Source organism: Kitasatospora sp. CM 4170, from assembly GCF_032110285.1.
In the GTDB taxonomy this organism is placed as follows: domain Bacteria; phylum Actinomycetota; class Actinomycetes; order Streptomycetales; family Streptomycetaceae; genus Kitasatospora; species Kitasatospora aburaviensis.
Window position 1 is genome coordinate 6699575 of record NZ_CP134877.1, and the last position, 21271, is coordinate 6720845.

A 21271-nucleotide genomic window follows, 5' to 3' on the forward strand; every position below is an offset into this window, starting at 1 on the left:
CTGTGAACATGAGCGCTGGCAGCACCGAATCCGAAAACGAGAAGCTCCTCCGTTACCTCAAGCGGACGGCCGTCGATCTCAACGAAGCCAAGGCGCGTTTGCGCGAGTACGAGGACCGGGCCAACGAGCCGTTGGCGATCGTGGGAATGAGCTGCCGCTACCCGGGCGGGGTGACCTCGCCCGAGGAACTGTGGGACCTCGTGGCCTCCGGCCGCGACGGCATGTCGCCGATGCCGTCCGACCGTGGCTGGGACCTGGAGCGGCTCTACGACCCGGACCCCGACCAGCAGGGAACCTCCTATTCGCGCGTGGGTGGCTTCATCGACGGAGTCACCGACTTCGATGCCGAGTTCTTCGGCATAAGCCCGCGCGAGGCCACGGCGATGGACCCGCAGCAGCGGCTGCTGCTGGAGGCCGCGTGGGAGGCGTTCGAGAACGCCGGCATCGACCCGACGACGCTGCGCGGCAGCGACACGGGTGTCTTCTGCGGTGTCGGCGCATCGGACTACGCCGTCGGCCCGGCCGGCAGTCTGCCCCAGGTCGAGGGGCTTCGTCTGACCGGTTCCACGACGAGCGTGGTGTCCGGTCGTGTCTCCTACGTCCTGGGCATGGAAGGGCCGTCCGTGTCGGTGGACACGGCGTGCTCGTCGTCGCTGGTGGCGCTGCACATGGCGGCGCAGTCCCTGCGTTCCGGTGAGTGCTCGATGGCGCTCGTCGGCGGGGTCACCGTGCTGTCCGGACCGTTCCTGTTCGTCGAGTTCAGCCGCCAGCGGGCGCTGTCGCCGGACGGGCGTTGCAAGGCGTACGCGGGTGCGGCGGACGGGACGGGGTTCTCGGACGGTCTGGGTCTGCTGGTCGTGGAGCGGCTGTCGGATGCGCGTCGCAAGGGGCACAACGTGCTGGCGGTGCTGCGCGGGAGTGCGGTGAACCAGGACGGTGCGAGCAACGGTCTGACCGCTCCGAACGGCCCCTCGCAGGAGCGGGTGATCCGGGCGGCACTGGCCAACGCGGGCCTGAGCACGGCGGACGTCGATGCGGTCGAGGGTCATGGGACGGGCACGAAGCTGGGCGACCCGATCGAGGCCCAGGCGCTGTTGGCGACCTATGGCCGCGACCGGTCGGGCGACCCGCTCTGGCTCGGCTCGATCAAGTCCAACATCGGACACAGCTCAACGGCCGCCGGCGTGGCCGGTGTGATCAAGATGGTGATGGCGATGCGGCACGGGGTTCTGCCGCGGACGCTGCATGTGGATGAGCCGTCGCCGCACGTGGACTGGGCTTCGGGTGCGGTGGAACTGCTGACGGAGGCCCGCGAATGGTCTGCGTCGCAGGGGCGTCCGCGGCGTGCGGGTGTGTCGTCGTTCGGTGTGAGCGGCACGAATGCGCACGTGATTCTGGAGGAGGCCCCGGCCGCGGAGCAGGCCGAGGCGCCGGAGTCGGCCGAGCTGCCGCTCGTGCCGGTCGTGGTGTCGGGCAAGTCCGCGGCGGCGCTGCGTGAGCAGGCCGAGCGGCTGCGGGCCCACCTCCTGGCGGAGCCGAAGGCCTCTCTGACGGACATCGGCTTCTCCTCCGTGGTCTCCCGGGCGCAGCTCGACTCCCGTGGTGTGGTCGTGGCCTCCGACCGGGACGAACTCCTCACCGGCCTGGGCGCGTTGGCTGCGGGTGATCCGGCGTCGCAGGTGGTTGAGGGTCGTGTGGTGGCGGGTCGGCCGGTGTTCGTGTTCCCGGGTCAGGGGGCGCAGTGGGCCGGTATGGCGGTGGAGTTGCTGGACTCGTCGCCGGTGTTCGCGGGGTTGATCGCGGAGTGTGATGAGGCGCTGTCCGCGTTCGTGGACTGGCGTGTGGTGGATGTGCTGCGCGGGGCGGAGGGTGCGCCGTCGCTGGAGCTGGTGGATGTCGTCCAGCCGGTGTTGTGGGCGGTGATGGTGTCCCTGGCCGGGTTGTGGCGTTCCTTCGGTGTCGAGCCGTCCGCGGTGGTGGGTCATTCCCAGGGGGAGATCGCCGCTGCGTGTGTGGCGGGTGGTCTGTCGCTGGGGGACGGTGCGCGGGTGGTGGCGCTGCGCAGTCGTCTGGTGCGGGAGCGTTTGGCGGGCCGGGGTGGCATGGTGTCGCTGGCGGTCGGCGTGGAGCAGGCCGAGGAGCTGGTGGCCGGGTTCGACGGTCGGGTGTCGGTGGCTGCGGTGAACGGGCCGGCGTCGGTGGTGGTTGCGGGTGAGCCCGCGGCGTTGGACGAGATCGTGGCCCGGTGCGAGGACGAGGGTGTTCGTGCGCGTCGGGTGGCGGTGGACTACGCGTCGCACTCCGCGCAGGTGGAGGCCATCGAGGACGAGCTCGGCGAGGTCCTGGCCGAGCTGAAGCCGGTCTCCGGGAGTGTGCCGTTCTACTCCACCGCGGTCGGTGGGTTCGTCGACACGGCCATGCTGGACGCCGGGTACTGGTACGGGAACCTGCGAGGCCGGGTCGGTTTCGAGGCGGCGGTGCGGGCTCTGGTGGACCAGGGCGCCGGCTGCTTCGTGGAGATGTCTCCGCATCCGGTGCTGGGTCTGGCGCTTGAGGGCACGTTGAGCGCGCACGGTGTGGCTGAGCGTGTGGGTGTGGTCGGGTCGTTGCGGCGTGGTGAGGGTGGTCTGCGCCGGTTCGCGTTGTCGCTTGCCGAGGCTTTCGCGGTGGGTGTGGCGGTGGACTGGTCCGTGTTCTACAAGGACACGGGTGCCGTACGCACGGTCCTGCCGACGTATGCGTTCCAGCGTGAGCGGTTCTGGCTGATGCCGGGTGTGGGTGGTGGTGATGTGTCCGCGGCTGGTCTGGTGCGGGTGGACCATCCCGTGCTGGGTGCCGCGGTGCGGGTGGGGGACCGGGATGAGTGGGTGTTCGCGGGGCGGATGTCCCAGGAGACCCAGCCCTGGACCCGCGACCACATGGTGCTGGGCACGGTGATCGTTCCGGGCATCGCCCTGGTGGAGATGGCGCTGACCGCCGGCTGCATGGCGGGCTGCCCCGTCGCCGACGAGCTGGTCCTGGAGGCGCCGCTGGTCCTGGAGGACGATGCGGTGCTCCAGGTTCAGGTCACGATCGGTGCGGCCGGTGACGACGGCCGCCGCGAAGTGGCGATCTACAGCCGGCCCGAAGGCCTCACCGAGGACGAGCTGCGGGAAGTGACCTGCCACGGGCGCGGATGGCTCGCCCCCGAGAGCGACGTCGCCCAGTGGCACGAGGTGTGGCCGCCGGAGGGCGCCGAGACTCTGTCTGCCGACGCCCTCTACGCGGGGATGACCGAACTCGGCTACGACTACGGCCCGATGTTCGCGTGCGTACGTGCCGCGTGGCGCCGCGGTAGGGAGGTCTTCACCGAGCTCGCGCTGCCCGACGGCGCCGACAACGGCGGGTTCGCCGTGCACCCCGGCCTCCTCGACGCTGCCATGCACGGCGGCCTGCTGGGGGAGAAGTCCGGCGACGGAGTCGTTCTGCCGTTCTCGTGGTCCGGGGTCCGCCTGGGTGAAGGCGGCCCGTCCCGGGCCCGCGTACGGATCTCCCCGGCCGGCGAATCCGCACTGCGGGTCGAGGTGGTCGGCGAGCAGGGCGAACCTGTGCTGCACGTGGACAAGCTCTTCTTCCGTCCGGTGGATGCTTCGCAGCTTGAGCGTGCACAGGGTGTCGGCGATGCGCTGTTCCGGGTGGACTGGGTGGAGGTCGCGGCTGAGCCGGTGGGTTCGGTGCGGGTGGCCGTCCTCGGTGAGGAGTTCGCGGACCTGGGCGCGTTGGAGCGGGCGCTGGCCGGTGGGGCGGAGGTTCCGGAGCTGGTCGTTGCCGAGGTCGGGGTTCCTGTGGGTGGGGGGCCGGAGGCGGCGCGGTCGGTTGCGGTGGAGGTCCTGGGGCTGGTGCAGCGTTGGCTGGCCGTGGAGGGGCTGAGTGAGGCGCGTCTGGCGGTGGTGACCCGCAACGCGGTCGCGGTCGGTGCCGAGGCGGCGGATGTGGCGTTGGCTCCGGTGTGGGGTCTGGTGCGTAGTGCGCAGTCGGAGCATCCGGGTCGGTTCGTGTTGGTCGATGTGGACGGGGACGGGGGCGGGGTTCCGGAGTGGGGTTCGTTCGCGGGTGGTGACGAGCCGCAGTTCGCGGTGCGTGGTGGTCGGGTGCTGGTGCCGAGGCTGGGGCGGGTTTCCGCGTCGTTGCCGGCGGGTGGTGCGTGGCGTCTGGCGGTGGGGCGTGCGGGTTCGTTGGAGGATCTGGCGCTGGTTCCGTCCGAGGGTGGCCGGCCGTTGGGTGCTGGTGAGGTGCGGGTCGATGTGCGGGCTGCGGGGGTGAACTTCCGTGACGTGCTGATCGCGCTGGGGATGTATCCGGGTGAGGCGCCGTTGGGCAGTGAGGCTGCGGGTGTCGTGCTCGAAGTCGGTGCCGAGGTGACCGACCTGAAGCCCGGCGACCGCGTCTACGGATTCGTTCCCCAGGGGTTCGGTCCGAGGGCGGTGGCCGACCGCCGGATGGTCGTCCCCATGCCGTCGGGCTGGTCGTTCGCGCAGGCGGCGGCCGTGCCGGTGGTCTATCTGACGGCGTACTACGGTCTGGTCGACCTCGCGGGGCTGCGGGCGGGGGAGCGGGTGTTGGTGCACGCCGCCGCGGGTGGTGTGGGGATGGCCGCGGTGCAGCTGGCCCATCACCTGGGTGCGGAGGTGTTCGCGACGGCGAGTGCGCACAAGTGGGATGCGGTGCGGGCGCTGGGTGTTGCGGACGGGCGGATCGCCTCCTCGCGCGATCTGGCCTTCCGTGAGGCGTTCCTTGAGGCGACCGGGGGTGCGGGCGTCGACGTGGTCCTCAACGCCCTCGCGGGCGAGTACGTCGACACCACGCTCGAACTGCTGCCCCGGGGTGGCCGGTTCATCGAGATGGGCAAGACCGACATCCGCGACCCGAAGGTCGTCGGCGCCGCGCACGCCGGCGTGCGGTACGAGGCGTTCGACATGTTCGACGGGGCGGGGATCGACCGTCTGCAGGAGATGCTGGTCGAGATCACCGAGCTGTTCGAGCGCGGTGTGATCACGCACTCACCCCTTCGGTCCTGGGATGTGCGTCGGGGTGCAGAGGCGTTCCGGTTCCTGCGTGAGGGCCGCAACATCGGCAAGGTCGTCCTCACGGTTCCGCAGGCGCTCGACCCCTCCGGGACGGTGCTGGTCACGGGTGGCACCTCCGGTCTGGGTGCGCTGTTCGCGAAGCACCTGGTGGAGCGTCACGGGGTCCGTGACCTGCTGCTGGTGAGCCGGCGTGGTGCGGCGGCGGAGGGTGTCGCCGAGTTGGTGGCGGAGCTGGCGGCGGCCGGTGCGGCGGTGCGGGTCGAGGCCTGCGATGTCGCCGACCGCGACCAACTGGCTTCTCTCATCGCATCGTTGGAGCGGCCGCTGACGGCCGTCGTGCATGCGGCGGGTGTGCTGGACGACGGTGTGATCGAGACGATGACCGCGGAGCAGATCGAGCGGGTCATGCGGCCCAAGCTCGATGCGGCGTGGCACCTGCACGAGCTCACCGCGGACATGGACCTCTCGGCCTTCGTCCTCTTCTCCTCGGTCGCGGCGCTGATCGGCGCTCCGGGTCAGGCGAACTACGCGGCGGCCAACGCGGCCCTCGACGCCCTCGCGGCCAAGCGCCGCACGGAAGGCCTGCCCGCCACGTCCCTGGCCTGGGGCCTCTGGACCGAGGCCGGCGGCATGACCGCGCAGCTCGGCGACGACGAGATCGCCCGGCTGGAGCGGATGGGCGTCAGCGCCCTCTCCGCGGAGCTGGGCCTGGAACTGTTCGACCAGAGCTTCAACGCCGACACGGCCCTGGCCGCGCCGGTGAAGCTCGACACGGCCGTACTCCGGTCCCGTGCGCGGGCCGGAATGCTGGCCCCGCTGCTGCGTGCCCTGGTGAGGACGCAGACCCGGCGCGCCGAGGCGGGTGGCTCGCTCGCGCAGCGCCTCGCCGGTGTGCCGGAGGCGGACCGTGAGCGGGTGGTGCTGGAGCTGGTGCAGACGCAGGTCGCCGCCGTCCTCGGGCACGCCTCGGGCGCGGCGATCGACTCCGAGCGGGCGTTCAAGGAGCTCGGCTTCGACTCGCTGAGCGCGGTCGAGCTGCGCAACCGGCTCGCACAGGCCACCGGCCTCCGGCTGCCCGCGACCCTGGTCTTCGACCACCCGACCCCGCTGGCCGCCGCACGCATGCTGCTCTCCTCCATGGGGACCATCGAGGTGTCCCGTCCGGCAGCGCCCGTCCGGGCACACCGAACGGACACCGACGAGCCGCTGGCGATCGTCGGGATGAGCTGCCGCTACCCGGGTGGGGCGATCTCGCCCGAGGAGCTGTGGAACCTGGTGGCCTCCGGGCGGGATGCGATAACCGGCCTGCCCACCGACCGCGGCTGGGACCTGGAGCGGCTCTACGACCCGGACCCGGACCACCTGGGTACCTCGTACACGCGCAGTGGTGGCTTCGTCGACGGCATCGCCGATTTCGACGCCGAGTTCTTCGGCATCAGCCCCCGCGAGGCGCTGTCCATGGACCCGCAGCAGCGGTTGCTGCTGGAGGGTGCGTGGGAGGCGTTCGAGGACGCCGGCATCGACCCGACGTCACTGCGGGGCAGTGACACGGGCGTCTTCTGCGGCGCGGTCACCTCGGACTACGGCGGCTCGATGGCGCCGGAGATGGAGGGCTACCGGCTGACCGGCACGACCACGAGCGTGGTGTCCGGGCGTGTCGCCTACAGCCTCGGCCTGGAGGGGCCGGCGGTCACGGTGGACACGGCGTGCTCGTCGTCGTTGGTGGCGCTGCACATGGCAGCGCAGTCGCTGCGCTCGGGCGAGTGCTCGATGGCCCTGGTCGGCGGGGTGTCGGTGATGACCGGACCCCAGCTGCTGATCGACTTCAGCCGTCAGCGTGGTCTCGCGCCGGACGGGCGTTGCAAGGCGTACGCGGGTGCGGCGGACGGGACGGGGTTCTCGGACGGCCTTGGTCTGCTGGTGGTGGAGCGGCTGTCGGATGCGCGTCGCAAGGGGCACGACGTGCTGGCGGTGCTGCGCGGGAGTGCGGTGAACCAGGACGGTGCGAGCAACGGTCTGACCGCTCCGAACGGCCCCTCGCAGGAGCGGGTCATCCGGCAGGCGCTGGCCAACTCCGGCCTGACCGCGGCGGACGTCGATGCGGTCGAGGGTCATGGGACGGGTACGAAGCTGGGTGACCCGATCGAGGCCCAGGCGCTGCTGGCGACCTACGGCCAGGAGCGGGCGGGTGACCCGCTGTGGCTGGGCTCGATCAAGTCCAACATCGGACACAGCTCCACGGCCGCCGGCGTGGCCGGTGTGATCAAGATGGTGATGGCGATGCGGCACGGGGTTCTGCCGCGGACGCTGCACGTGGACGAGCCGTCGCCGCACGTGGACTGGGCCTCGGGCGCGGTGGAACTGCTGACCGAGGCCCGCGAATGGTCTGCGCCGGCGGAGCGTCCGCGGCGCGCGGGTGTGTCCTCGTTCGGTGTGAGCGGCACCAATGCGCACGTGATCCTGGAGGAGGCCCCGGCCGCGGAGCCGGCCGAGGCACCGGAGTCGACCGAGCTGCCGCTCGTGCCGGTCGTGGTGTCGGGCAAGTCCGCCGCGGCGCTGCGCGAGCAGGCCGACCGGCTGCGGGCGCATCTCCTTTCGGAGCCTGGACTGTCGCTCGCCGATGTCGGCTTCTCGGCGGTCGTCTCCCGGGCGCAGCTCGACTCCCGTGGTGTGGTCGTCGCCTCGGACCGGGACGAACTCCTCGCCGGTCTGGCCGCGTTGGCGGTCGGTGATCCGGCGGCTCGGGTGGTCGAGGGCCGCGTGGTTCCGGGTCGGACGGCGGTGTTGTTCACCGGTCAGGGTTCGCAGCGTGCTCGGATGGGTGTGGAGCTGGCGGGGGCGTTCCCGGCCTTCGACACCGCGCTGGAGCAGGTGTGTGCGGAGCTGGATCCGCTGCTGGGGCGTTCGCTGTGGGCGCTGTTGAGTGCGGAGGAGGGTTCGGCGGAGGCGGCTCTGCTGGATGCGACGGAGTTCACGCAGGCCGCACTGTTCGCGGTCGAGGTGGCGCTGTTCCGCCTGGTGGAGTCCTTCGGGGTCCGGGTGGACCACGTGATGGGGCATTCGGTCGGTGAGATCGTGGCCGCGCACGTGGCGGGTGTGCTGTCGCTGGCGGATGCGTGTGCGCTGGTGGTGGCGCGTGGCCGGCTGATGGGTGCGCTGCCGGCGGGCGGTGCGATGGTTGCGGTGCAGGCGGGGGAGGACGAGGTCACGGCTTCGCTCGCCGGGTTCGAGGGCCGGCTGGAGATCGCGGCGGTCAACGGCCCGCGGTCGGTGGTCGTGTCCGGTGACGCGGACGCCGCCGAGGAGTGGCTTCCGGCTTGGGAGGGCCGTAAGACTTCGCGTCTGCGGGTGAGTCACGCGTTCCACTCGCCGCGGATGGAGCCGATGCTCGCGGAGTTCGAGCAGGTCGCGCGGGGTCTGTCGTATGCGGCGCCGCGGATCGCGGTGGTGTCGAACGTGACGGGCGCTCTGGTCTCGTCCGAGCTTGCCGATCCGGGTTACTGGGTGCGGCACGTGCGTCAGGCGGTGCGTTTCGCGGACGGTGTGCGGACGCTCCACGAGGCGGGCGTGCGCCGCTTCCTGGAGCTCGGCCCGGACGGTGTGCTGACCGCGATGGCCCGCCAGAGTCTGGACGAGCTCGGTGTACAGGACGCAGTGCTCGTCCCCGCGCTGCGCGCCAAGCACCCCGAGGTGGAGACCTTCACAGGGTTCCTGGGACGCGCCCATGTCGCAGGCGTGGACGTGGACTGGTCCGCGTTCTACCGGGACGCGGGTGCGGCCCGGGTCAAGCTCCCGACCTACGCGTTCCAGCGTGAGCGGTACTGGCTCGCGCCGGGCAGCGGTGCCGGGGACGTGGCGGCGGCCGGGCAGAGCCGGATCGGGCATCCGGTCCTGGCGGCGGCCGTCCAGGTCGGCGACCGCGACGAGTGGGTCCTGACCGGCCGGCTGTCCACCGACACCCAGCCCTGGACCCGTGACCACGTCGTCCTCGGCACGGTGATCGTGCCCGGGACCGCGCTGGTCGAGCTCGCCCTCACCGCCGGCCGCCAGACCGACACCCCCGTCGTCGACGAACTCGTCCTGGAGGCGCCGCTGCTCCTGGAGGAGGGCATCACCCGGCAGGTTCAGGTGACGGTCGGCCGGGCCGGGGAGGACGGCCGCCGTGAGGTGGCGGTGTACACCCGCCCGGAGAACGGCGACGACGACGAGCGGGCGGAGACGACCTGTCACGCTCGCGGGCTGCTCGCTCCCGACACCGAGTCCGCTGCTCCCTGGGCCGCCGAGTGGCCGCCCGCGGGGGCGGAGGAGGCGTCGGTGGACGCCCTCTACGCGGGGATGACCGACCTGGGCTACGACTACGGGCCGGCCTTCCAGGGCGTGCGTGCGGTCTGGCGCTCCGGGGGTGACGTGTACGCGGAGGTCGCCCTGCCCGGTGACACCGGTGGCGAAGGCTTCGGCATCCACCCGGCCCTCTTCGACGCCGCCATGCACGGTGGCCTGCTGCAGCAGGGCGAGGGCGTGTCCGCGGTGCTGCCGTTCTCCTGGTCGGGCGTCCGGCTCGGCAGGACGGGGCAGTCCCGGGTCCGGGCGCGGATCAGCCCGACCGGCGACGGCGCGATGAGGGTCGACATCGCGAGCGAGCACGGCGAGCCCGTGCTGAGCATGGCGCGGCTCGACATGCGGCCGGTGGAACAGGCACAGCTGGAGTCCGGACAGCGAGCCAGGCGGAACTCCCTCTTCCAGCTCGACTGGGCCGAGGTCGCGACCGCGTCGCGTCCGTCACCGGTGCGGGTGACCGTCCTCGGTGACGAGTTCGCGGACCTGGACGCGCTGGAGAAGGCGCTCGCCGACGGTGCCGAGGCACCGGAGGCGGTCGTCGCCTCCCTCGCGAACCCGGCCGGTGGCCCGGCTGCCGACGGCGGCACGGCCGGCGCAGCGCTGACGGCCGTGGCCGAGGCCCTGGCGCTGGTGAAGCGCTGGCTGACGATCGAGCGGCTCGGGCGGGCACGGCTGATCGTGGCCACCCGCAACGGCGTCGCCGCCGACGGCGGAACGCCGGACGTCGTGCAGGCCTCGGTGTGGGGCCTGGTGCACGGCGCCCAGGTCGAACACCCGGACCGCTTCACGGTCGTGGACGTCGCCGACGGCGCCGCCCCGGACTGGGACGCGGTGCTCGCCGCCGACGAGCCGCAGCTCGCCGTGCGCGCGGGGCGCCTGCTCGCGCCGCGCCTGGCGCGGTCGTCGGCGGCGCAGGTCGCGCTGCCCGTCCTGGACGGGCCGGTGCTGGTCACGGGTGGTACGTCCGGTCTCGGTGCGCTGTTCGCGAGGCATCTGGTGGAGCGTCACGGGGTCGAGGACCTGTTGCTGGTGAGCCGGCGTGGTGCGGCGGCGGAGGGTGTCGCCGAGCTGGTGGCGGAGCTGGCGGCGGCCGGCGCGACGGCGCGGGTCGAGGCCTGCGACGTCGCCGACCGCGACCAACTGGCTGCTCTCATCGCATCGTTGGAGCGGCCGCTGACGGCCGTCGTGCATGCGGCCGGTGTGCTGGACGACGGCGTGATCGAGTCGATGACCGCGGAGCAGATCGAGCGGGTCATGCGGCCCAAGCTCGATGCGGCGTGGCACCTGCACGAGCTCACCGCGGACATGGACCTCTCGGCCTTCGTCCTCTTCTCCTCCGCCGCAGCACTGATCGGCAGCCCCGGTCAGGCCAACTACGGCGCGGCCAACGCGGCCCTCGACGCGCTCGCGGCCAAGCGCCGGGCGGAAGGCCTGGCCGCCACGTCGCTGGCCTGGGGCCTCTGGGCCGAGGCCGGCGGCATGAGCGGCGAGCTGGCCGAGGCCGACCGGACCCGCCTGGCGCGCCTGGGCATCGGTGCCATGCCGGCCGAGCTCGGACTCGCCCTGTTCGACCAGGCACTCGCCTCGGACACGGCCCTGCTCGCGCCCGTGAAGCTCGACACGGCCGCCCTCCGGGCCCAGGCGAGGGCGGGTCTGCTGCCGGCCCTGCTCCGCGGCCTGGTTCCGGCGCCCGCCCGCCGGGCTGGTACGAGCGGCTCGCTGGCGCAGCGCCTCGCCGGCGTGGCGGAGGCCGACCGCGAGCGGGTGGTGCTGGACCTGGTGCAGTCGCAGGTGGCCGCCGTCCTGGGGCACACGTCCGCCGCGGCGATCACCGCGAACCGGGCGTTCAAGGAGCTCGGGTTCGACTCGCTGAGCGCGGTCGAGCTGCGCAACCGGCTGACGCAGGACACCGGCCTGCGGCTGCCCGCGACGCTGGTCTTCGACCACCCGACCCCGGTGGCGATCGCCCGGTTCGTCCTCTCGGAGGCCGCTCTGGACGGCACGCCCGTCGAGCCGCGGTCCGAGGAGGAGGAGATCCGTGCCGTGCTGGCGTCGATCCCGATCGGCCGTCTGCGCAAGGCCGGCCTGCTCGACACCCTGCGGGACCTCGCACGGACCGACCTCGCGGACGGGACGGGCGGTGCGGCCGACGACGGGGGAACGGCCGCCTCGATCGACGACATGGACGCCGCGGCCCTGATCCGGATGGCCCGGGCGGACACCGCGTGACCGGCGGCGGCCTCGCCAACGCCCCTCCGGACGCGGCCCGGGGGTGACCGACCGTGTCCGCCGGCTCGACGTCGGACGGTGGCACGGAGAACGCCGGAGTGGAGGGAAGCGTGCCCGTGCGGGGCACGCGCGGGTACCGGCCGCCGCCGTCGGGCGGCGGCCGGTACCCGGGACCTCCACTGCCAAGTGACGTGGGCCTTCCGCCAAGTGGCGGTGGCCGAGCACATCGGGGAAGAGGACTGAAGTGAATCAGCAAGCCGTTGCCGTCGTGGGCATGTCGTGCCGGGTCCCGGGGGCCGCCGACGTCCCCGCCTTCTGGCGGATGCTCCAGGACGGCGTCGACGCGATCGTGGAAGCGCCGGCGGAGCGCTGGTACGACGTACCGGAGCTGGCCCGCTACCGGCGGGGTGGCTTCGTGGACGGCGTGGCCGACTTCGACGCCGGGTTCTTCGGGATCTCGCCGCGTGAGGCCGAGGCGATGGACCCGCGCCAGCGCCTCGCACTCGAACTGAGCTGGACGGCGCTGGAGGACGCCGGTGTGATGCCGGACGACCTGCGCGGCAGCGCGACGGCGGTGTTCATCGGCGCCGCGGGCGACGACTACATGTCGCTGGTGCACCGGCACGGTCCCGACGCGGTGTCCCACCATTCGCTGGCCGGGCTGAACCGCGGGCTGATCGCCAACCGGATCTCCCACTGGTTCGGCCTGCACGGGCCCAGCCTCGTCGTGGACACCGCACAGTCCTCCTCCCTCGTCGCCGTGCACCTGGCCGCCGAGAGCCTGCGCTCGGGCGAGGCCCGGCTCGCCCTGGCCGGCGGCGTCCACCTGAACCTGGTGCCGGAGGCCGCGCTGCCCCTCGCCCGAGCGGGCGCGCTCTCCCCGGACGGCCGCAGCCACACCTTCGACGCCCGCGCCAACGGATTCGTCCGGGGCGAGGGCGCGGGCGTGGTCGTCCTCAAGAAGCTCGCGGACGCGGTCGCGGACGGCGACCGGATCTACTGCGTCCTGCTCGGCGGCGCGGTCAACCACGACGGCGCCGGCCAGGCGCTGACCGTCCCGGACGGCGACGCGCAGCAGGCCCTCCTGCGGGAGGCACACGCCGCGGCAGGCGTGACGCCCGAGCAGGTGCGCTACGTCGAATTGCACGGCACCGGCACCAGGGCGGGCGACCCGGTGGAGGCGGGCGCGCTGGGCGCGGTCTTCGGCGAGGGCCGCGACCCCGGGCGGCCGCTGCTCGTCGGGTCGGTGAAGACCAACATCGGGCACCTCGAACCGGCCGCCGGAGTCGTCGGCCTGATCAAGGTCGCACTGTCGGTGAAGCACGGCCTCCTCCCGGCGAGCCTCAACTTCGCGGAGCCGCACCCCGCCATACCGATGGACGCCTGGAAGCTCCGGGTGAACTCGTCCACCGGGCCGTGGCCCGCCGGTGACCGGCTCGCCGGCGTGAGCTCCTTCGGCATCGGCGGGACCAACTGCCACCTCGTCGTCGCCGCCCACCCGGAGTCCGACAACGCGCCCGCGGCCCCCGCCGGCGGCTCCCCGGTGCCCGTCGTCGTGTCCGCCAGGTCCGCGGCGGCGCTGCGCGCCCAGGCTGAGCGGCTGCGGCAGCGGGTGGAGTCCGACCCGGAGCTGGAGCCGGCCGACGTCGGCTGGTCCGCCGTCACGACCCGCTCGGCGCTGAAGCACCGGGCGGTGGTCGTCGCCGCGGACCGTGCGGAGCTCCTGGACGGTCTGGCCGCGCTGGCGGCGGGCGAGGCGTCCGCGCACGTCGTCACGGGTGAGGCGTCGGCCAGGGCGGGCCTCGTCTGGGTGTTCCCGGGCGCGGGCTCGCAGTGGGCCGGGATGGCCCTCGGCCTGTGGGAGTCGAACCCGGTGTTCGCGGCCCGGATGGACGCGTGCGAGCGGCTGCTCGGCGAACTGACCGACTGGTCCCTGCGGGACGTCCTCGCCGACGGGGCGGCCCTGGAGCAGGTCGGCGTCATGCAGCCCGCGCTGTTCGCCGTGATGGTGTCCCTGGCGGAGGTGTGGCGTTCCGTGGGCCTCGCCCCCGACGCCGTCGTCGGCCACTCGCAGGGCGAGGTCGCGGCCGTCTGCGCGGCGGGGATGCTGTCCCTGGAGGACGGCCTCCGGCTGATCGTGGGGCGCAGCCGGGTCATCGCCACCGGCCTGGTCGGCCTGGGGGAGATGGCGTCCCTCGCGATGCCGGCCGAGGACGTCGACACCGGCCGGGTGGCGATCGCCGCGGTGAACAGCCCCCGTGTGGTGACGGTCTCCGGTGAGAGCGAGGCGGTGCGCGAGCTCGTTGCCGACTGCGAGGCGCGCGGCATCCGCGCGCGTGTCATCCGCACCGGCTTCCCCTCCCACTCGCCGCAGGTGGAGGCCGTCCGGGAGGAGACCCTGGCCGCCGCCGCGGGCATCACGGCGACCGACACCGAGGTGGCCTTCTACTCGACGGTCACCGGCGGTCCGCTGGGCGCGGCCGATCTCGGCCCCGCGTACTGGTTCGCGAACCTGCGCCGGCCGGTCCGGTTCGCGGACACCGTGCGGCAGGCCGCGCACGACGGGCACCAGGTGTTCCTGGAGATCAGCCCCCATCCCGTGCTGGCCATGGCGGTCCGGGACACCGTCGACGGCGTCCTCGCCCAGGGGACGCTGCGCCGGGACGAGGGCGACGTCCGCCGCCTGCTGCTGTCGATGGCCGAGCTGTACACCAAGGGCGTCGCGGTCGACTGGCGGAGCCTGTTCGACGGCGCCCGCCGGGTGGAGCTGCCCACCTACGCGTTCCAGCGCGAACCCTTCTGGATCAGCGGTGAGGCGGTCCGGCCGGCCCTGACGACGGGTCCGCCGACGGTGTCCCGCCCCGAGCAGGCGGAACAGGCCGGTGCGTCCGGGCGGGCCGGGACGGCCGCCGGCGTCCGGCCCAGCGACCAGGAGCTGTGGCGGCTCGTCCGCTCGCACGCGGCGGCCGTGCTCGGGCACAGCGACCCGGCCGCCGTCGAGGCGGACAGCACGTTCAAGGAGCTCGGCTTCGACTCGGTGACGGCCGTCGACCTGCGGGACCGCCTCAACGACGCCGCCGGTCTGCACATGCCGACCTCGCTGCTGTTCGACCACCCGACCCCGAGGGCCGTGGTGCGGCACATGCACGGCAAGCTGTTCGGGCACGGGCAGCCGGACGGGGTCCCGGCCGAGGACGGCTCCACCGCCGCCTCGGACGACCCGATCGCGATCATCGGCATGGGCTGCCGGTACCCGGGCGGGGTGGCCTCGCCCGAGGACCTCTGGCGGCTGGTCGTGGACGGCGTCGACGCGATCACGCCGTTCCCGCAGGACCGCGGCTGGCCCGCCGCACCCGGCGGGGACTACGCCCGGGTCGGCGGGTTCCTGCCCGACGCGGGCGACTTCGACGCGGGCTTCTTCCGGATCAGCCCGCGCGAGGCGACCTCGATGGACCCGCAGCAGCGGCTGGTGCTGGAGGTGGCGTGGGAGGCGCTGGAGCGTGCCGGCCAGGACCCGGCGGGGCTGCGCCGCAGCCGTACCGCCGTCTTCATGGGCGCGATGGGCCAGGACTACCTGCCGCGGCTGGGGGAGGTCCCCGAGAACCTGGCCGGGCACGCCCTGACCGGGGCCGCGTCCAGCGTGGTGTCCGGCCGGGTCGCCTACACGTTCGGCTTCGAGGGCCCGGCCGTGACCGTCGACACCGCCTGCTCGTCGTCGCTGGTGGCCCTGCACATGGCCGCGCAGTCCCTGCGGTCGGGGGACTGCTCGCTGGCCCTCGCCGGTGGTGTGACGGTCATGTCGACGCCCGGCATCTTCGTGGAGTTCTCCCGGCAGGGCGGCCTCGCCGCGGACGGTCGCTGCAAGGCGTTCTCCGAGGCGGCCGACGGCACCGGATGGTCCGAGGGCGTCGGCGTGCTGGTGCTGGAGCGGCTCTCCGACGCCCGGCGCAACGGCCACCGCGTGCTCGCGGTGCTCCGGGGCAGCGCGATCAACCAGGACGGCGAGAGCAACGGTCTGACCGCGCCGAACGGCCCCTCGCAGGAGCGGGTCATCCGGCACGCGCTGGCCGGCGCCGGCTTGGGCACGGCCGACGTCGACGCGGTGGAGGCCCACGGGACCGGCACGTCGCTCGGCGACCCGATCGAGGCGCAGGCCCTCCTGGCCACGTACGGGGAGGACCGCCCGCAGCCGCTGTGGCTGGGCTCGGTCAAGTCGAACATCGGGCACACGCAGGCCGCCGCGGGCGTCGCCGGTGTGATCAAGATGGTCATGGCCATGCGTAACGGCATCCTCCCCAGGACGCTGTTCGCCGACGAGCCGACCTCGCACGTCGACTGGTCGGCGGGCGCCGTGGAGCTGCTCACCGAGCAGCGGGCCTGGCCGGAGGCCGGCCGGCCGCGCCGCGCCGGCGTCTCCTCGTTCGGCATCAGCGGCACCAACGCCCACGTCATCGTCGAGCAGGGCGACCCCGACGAGGAGACGCCGTCCGCCGAGCCGGCCGGCGTGCTGCCGTGGCTGGTGTCCGCGCGGACCGCGTCGGGTCTGGCCGCGCAGGCCGAGCGCCTGGCCGGAGCCCTGTCCGCCGACCCGGCACCCGGCGTCGCCGACGTCGCCCGGACCCTCGCGACCGGCCGGACCGTCCTCGACCACCGCGCGGTGGTGCTCGGAGCCGGGCGGGCGGAGCTGATGTCCGGCCTGACCGCGCTGGCCGCGGGTGACCGGGCCGCCGGTCTGGTCGTCGGCTCCGCGAGCGCCGCTCCGCCCGTCGCCGTCCTGTTCTCCGGGCAGGGCAGCCAGCGGCTCGGCATGGGCCGCGAACTGGCCCGCGACTTCCCCGTGTTCGCCCGGGCGTGGAACGAGGTCCGCGATGCGTTCGCCCCGCTGCTGGAGCACCCGCTCGACGAGGTCGTCGGCGCGGAGCCCGGCTCGGCGGCGGCCGCGCTGCTCGACGGGACGGCGATGACGCAGCCCGCGCTGTTCGCCTTCGAGGTGGCGGCGTACCGGCTGCTGGAATCCTTCGGCGCGGAGCCGGCCGTCCTGATCGGACACTCCATCGGGGAGATCGCCGCCGCCCACGTGGCCGGCGTGTTCCCGCTCGCCGACGCGGCCCGCCTGGTCGCCGCGCGCGGCCGGCTGATGCAGGCGCTGCCCCGGGGCGGTGCGATGGTGGCCGTCCAGGCCGACGAGGACGAGATCCGCGAGGCGCTGGAGGGCAACGAGGACTCCGCCTCGGTCGCCGCGGTCAACGGCCCCACCTCCACCGTCGTCTCCGGCGCCGAGGACGTGGTCCTCGACATCGAGTCCATGTTCTCGGACGCGGGCTACAAGACCCAGCGGCTGCGCGTCTCGCACGCCTTCCACTCGCCGCTGATGGAGCCCATGCTGGCGGAGTTCGAGGAGGTGGCCCGGTCGCTCTCGTACGCGGCCCCGCACATCCCGGTGATCTCGAACGTGACCGGCGGTCCGGCCGGGGCCGGTGAGCTGGACCGCCCCGAGTACTGGGTGCGCCACGTCCGCGAGGCCGTGCGGTTCGCCGACGGCGTGCGCGCCGCCGTGGCCGTCGGCGTCGAGGCGTTCGTCGAGGTCGGCCCGGACGGCGTGCTGTCCGCGATGGCCCAGGAGACCCTCGCCCAGATCGCGCCGGACACGCCCGCGATCCCGGTGGCCCGCAAGGCGCGGTCCGAATCCCGCTCCCTCGGCGAGGCGCTGGCCCGGATGCACGTCGCCGGCGTGCCCGTGGACTGGCGTGCGTACCTCGACGCCGTCGGCGGTGCCGGACGGCAGGTCGACCTGCCCACGTACGCCTTCGACCGCCAGCGCTACTGGGCGCGGAGCGAGGCGCCGCGGGGCGCTGTCGCCGCCACCGGGATCGACGCGGTCGAGCACCCGCTCCTCTCCGCCGTCACCGAACTCGCCGTCGGCGACCAGATCGTCCTCAGCGGCCGGGTCTCACCCACCGATGACACCTGGCTCGCCGACCACGGCATCTTCGGCCGGACCGTCCTCCCCGGCACGGCCTACGTGGAGATGGCGCTGCAGACCCTGGACGCGGCCGGGTGCCGGCGCGTCGAGGAACTGAACCTCCAGACGCCGCTGGTCCTCGGCGACGACCCGGTCCAGCTGCAGGTCACCGTCGGCGCCCCCGACGGCTCGGGCCGGCGCGAGATCGGCTTCCACACCCGGCCCGCCGGGTCCCGGTCGTGGACGCGGCACGCCACCGGTGTGCTCGCCGCCGACGGGGCGGCGCAGGCCCCCGCGGCGGATGCCGCACCGCACACCTGGCCGCCGGCCGGGGCCGCACCGGTGGACCCGGCCGACCTCTACCCCCGCCTCGCCGAGCGCGGCTACGCGTACGGGCCCGCCTTCCGAGGCCTGCTCGGCCTGTGGCAGACCGAGGACGAGGCGTACGGCGAGATCCGGCTCCCGGACGGGGTGCCGCACGCCGAGGCCGGGTTCGCCGTCCACCCCGCACTGCTGGACGCGGCCCTGCACCCGGTGCTGTCGCTGCTCGCCGGCGCGGACGCCGGACAGGTGCTCCTCCCGTACTCCTTCTCCGGGGTGCGCCTCCACGGCGACGGCGGAACGGAACTGCGCGTGCACGCCGCACGCATCGGCACCCACGAGGTGTCGCTGCGGATCACGGGCCCGGGCGGCGCTCCGGTCCTGTCCGTCGACTCGCTGGCGCTCATGCCGGCCTCCGCGACACAGCTGGCTCCGGGAGCGACGGCCGACAGCCTGTTCAGCGTCGAGTGGACGCCGCTGCCCGGCCCGGCCGAGCCCGGCCGAACGCTGCCGGAGGACCGGTTCACGCACGTCACGGTGGCCGGGGACGAGGATGTCCCCGGCACGGCCCGGGCCACCGTGCACGAGGTGCTGGCCCTGGTGCGGACCTGGCTGGCGGACGGGCTCGGCACGGACCGGCGGGTCCTCGTGACCCGCAACGCCGTCGCCGTCTCCGAGGACGAGACGCCGGACCTGGCCGCCGCCCCGGTCTGGGGTCTGGTGCGGTCGGTCCAGGCGGAGCACCCGGACCGTTTCGTGCTCGTCGACACCGACGGCCACGAGGAGTCGCTGCGCACCCTCCGGTCGCTGGACCTGTCCGGTGAGCCGCAGATCGCCGTACGCCGCGGCGTCGCCCACGCACCGCGCCTCGCACCGGTGGCGGCGTCGCCGGTGGCGGCCGGCGGCCCGGCGCTCGGCGGCGGGACGGTGCTGCTAACCGGCGCGACCGGTGGCCTCGGCGCGCTCTTCGCCCGGCACCTGGTGACCGGGCACGGCGTGCGGAACCTGCTGATGCTCAGCAGGCGCGGCCCCGCCGCGCCGGGCGCCGCCGACCTGGTCGAGGAGCTGACCAGGCTCGGCGCGGCGGTCACCATCACGGCCTGCGACGTGTCCGACCGCGCCGCACTGGCCGGGGCGATCGGAGCCGTCGGGCAGGACGCGCCGCTGACCGCGGTGGTCCACATGGCGGGCGTGCTCGACGACGGCGGCGTGGAGTCCATGACGTCGGAGCAGCTCGACGGGGTGTTCCGGCCCAAGGCCGACGCCGCGTGGCACCTGCACGAGCTGACGAAGGACCTCCCGCTGTCGGCGTTCGTGCTGTACTCGTCCGTCGCCGGCGCGATCGGTACGGCGGGCCAGGCGAACTACGCCGCGGCCAACACGTTCCTCGACTCCCTGGCGGCGTACCGCAGGGCGGCGGGCCTGCCTGCGACCTCGCTCGCGTGGGGTCCGTGGGAGCTCGGCATGGCGGGCACGCTCGGCGACGTCGACCTGGCGCGGTTCCGGCGGGCCGGCATGGTGCCGCTCGCCGCGGCGGAGGGGACGGCGCTGTTCGACACCGCGCTCGCCCTCGGCACGGCTCTGGTGGTCCCCGTCGCGCTCGACCGGACGGCGCTGCGGCAGCTGAAGGTGGTACCGCCGCTGTTCCGCGGGATGGTCACGGCGACGCCGGGGCCCGAGCCGGTCCGCGGGGACGACGGGCCGTCGTTCGTGCGGCGACTGGCCGGGCTGTCGTCCGGGGAACGCTCGGAGGCGCTGCTGGAGCTGCTGCTGTCGACGGCGGCCCTGGTGCTGGGCTACCCCTCCACCGACGACATCGAGGGCGAGATGTCCTTCAAGGAGATCGGGTTCGACTCCCTGAGCGGTGTCGAGTTCCGCAACCACGTGCGCACGGACACGGGCGTGGAGATCCCCGCGACCGTCGTCTTCAACTACCCGACCCCGGTCGCGCTGGCGGAGCACCTGCGGGACCGGCTGTTCCCCGAGGACGGTTCCGCGGCTGAGGGGACGGAAGACGCAGAAGCAGAAGCGATCGAGGAGCTCGACGAGGAGATCGACGCGATGGACATCGCGGCGCTCGTCCAGCGGGCCTACTCCGAATGAACGGTGAAATGATGACCACGGAATACCTGAAGACCGTCCGGCGATTCGTCAAGGCGGAGCTGTCCGGCGATGCGAGGCAACTGGACGAGCTGGCCGAAAAGCCCTCGGAGGTGTACGAGAAGTTCCGCGAGACGGGGCTGGCCAACTGGTGGCTGCCGGAGGAACTCGGCGGCCGGGGCCTCGGCCTGGAGGACGGCGTCGAGATCGTCAACGAGATCGCCTACGGCGACGCGGGCGTCGCGTTCACGCTGTTCATCTCCGTCCTCGGCACCACCATGGTGCAGCTGTACGGGTCCGACGACCTGAAGGCCCGGTACCTCAGGCCCATGGCGGAGCGCGGCTCCTTCTGCGCCACGCTGGGCAGCGAGCGCACCGCCGGCAGCGAGCTCAACAAGATCGAGACGGTGGCCACCCGGGAGGGCGGCGACCTCGTCATCAGCGGTGAGAAGTTCTTCTCGACCAACACGGACTTCGCGGACTTCCTGGTCGTCATCGCCCGGTCGGCGGAGGACCCGGAGGACTACCTCGCGGTCGTGGTGCCGAGGGACACCCCCGGGGTCGAGATCGTCAAGCGCTGGGACGTCATCGGGCTGCGGGCCTCCCACACCTACCAGGTGAGGCTGGACCGGGTCCGGGTGCCCGCGGGCAACCGGCTGGAGGGATCCGGTCTCCGGCTGCTCGAGATAGGCCTCAACGCCAGCCGCATCCTGATCGCGGCGACGGCGCTCGGCATCGCCCGCCGGGTCCGTGACCACTGCATGCTCTACGCGAAGGCCAAGCCGTTCCGTGACGGCACCCTCCTCGACAGCCCGGTGTTCGCGCAGCAGCTGGGTCAGATGGAGATGCAGATCGACGTCATGAAGAGTCATCTGCTCAGGGCGGGCCGTGACTTCGACAGGATCATGACGGACCCCGACGCGGCGGCGCTGTTCGCCCGGCAGGGCACGCTCAAGTCGGCGCTGACGGCCAAGATGTTCTGTGGTCAGACGGGCTGGAGCGTGGCGAGCGCGGGCTCGGAGATGTTCGGGGGCCTGGGCTACACCCACGACCTGCCGATCGGGAAGCTGCTCCGGGACATCCGCTACGTGTCCGTCGTCGAGGGCGGCGACGAGGTCATGCGCGAGCTGGTCTTCGGCCGCTACGTGGTTCCGGTGCTGCGCCGGACATGACGGAAGCGGGGGCGCCCCGGGCCCGTTGGCCGGGGCGCCCCCGCTCTGGTCCTGCTCCTGCTCTGCTCCTGCTCCGGGGCCGG

The 21271-nt window shown here is 73.3% G+C and carries 3 protein-coding genes; all 3 read left to right on the forward strand.

The window, feature by feature from the left end:
* Positions 1-2 precede the first annotated feature (2 nt).
* Positions 3-11633 (forward strand): SDR family NAD(P)-dependent oxidoreductase, encoded by an 11631-nt coding sequence (locus RMN57_RS28445; RefSeq protein ID WP_396327960.1) that lies wholly within the window; start codon positions 3-5, stop codon positions 11631-11633.
* A 244-nt stretch (positions 11634-11877) separates the two neighbouring features.
* Positions 11878-20019, forward strand: a complete 8142-nt coding sequence (locus tag RMN57_RS28450; protein ID WP_313766133.1) for a type I polyketide synthase — start codon at positions 11878-11880, stop codon at positions 20017-20019.
* Positions 20020-20027: 8 nt separating this feature from the next.
* Positions 20028-21188, forward strand: coding sequence for an acyl-CoA dehydrogenase family protein (locus RMN57_RS28455; protein ID WP_313766134.1), 1161 nt, complete (start codon positions 20028-20030; stop codon positions 21186-21188).
* Positions 21189-21271 lie beyond the last annotated feature (83 nt).

Bases quoted from the DNA above. Each gene is read 5' to 3' on its own strand.
- RMN57_RS28455 (WP_313766134.1), top strand. From the start codon at position 20,028: ATGATGACCACGGAATACCTGAAGACCGTCCGGCGATTCGTCAAGGCG.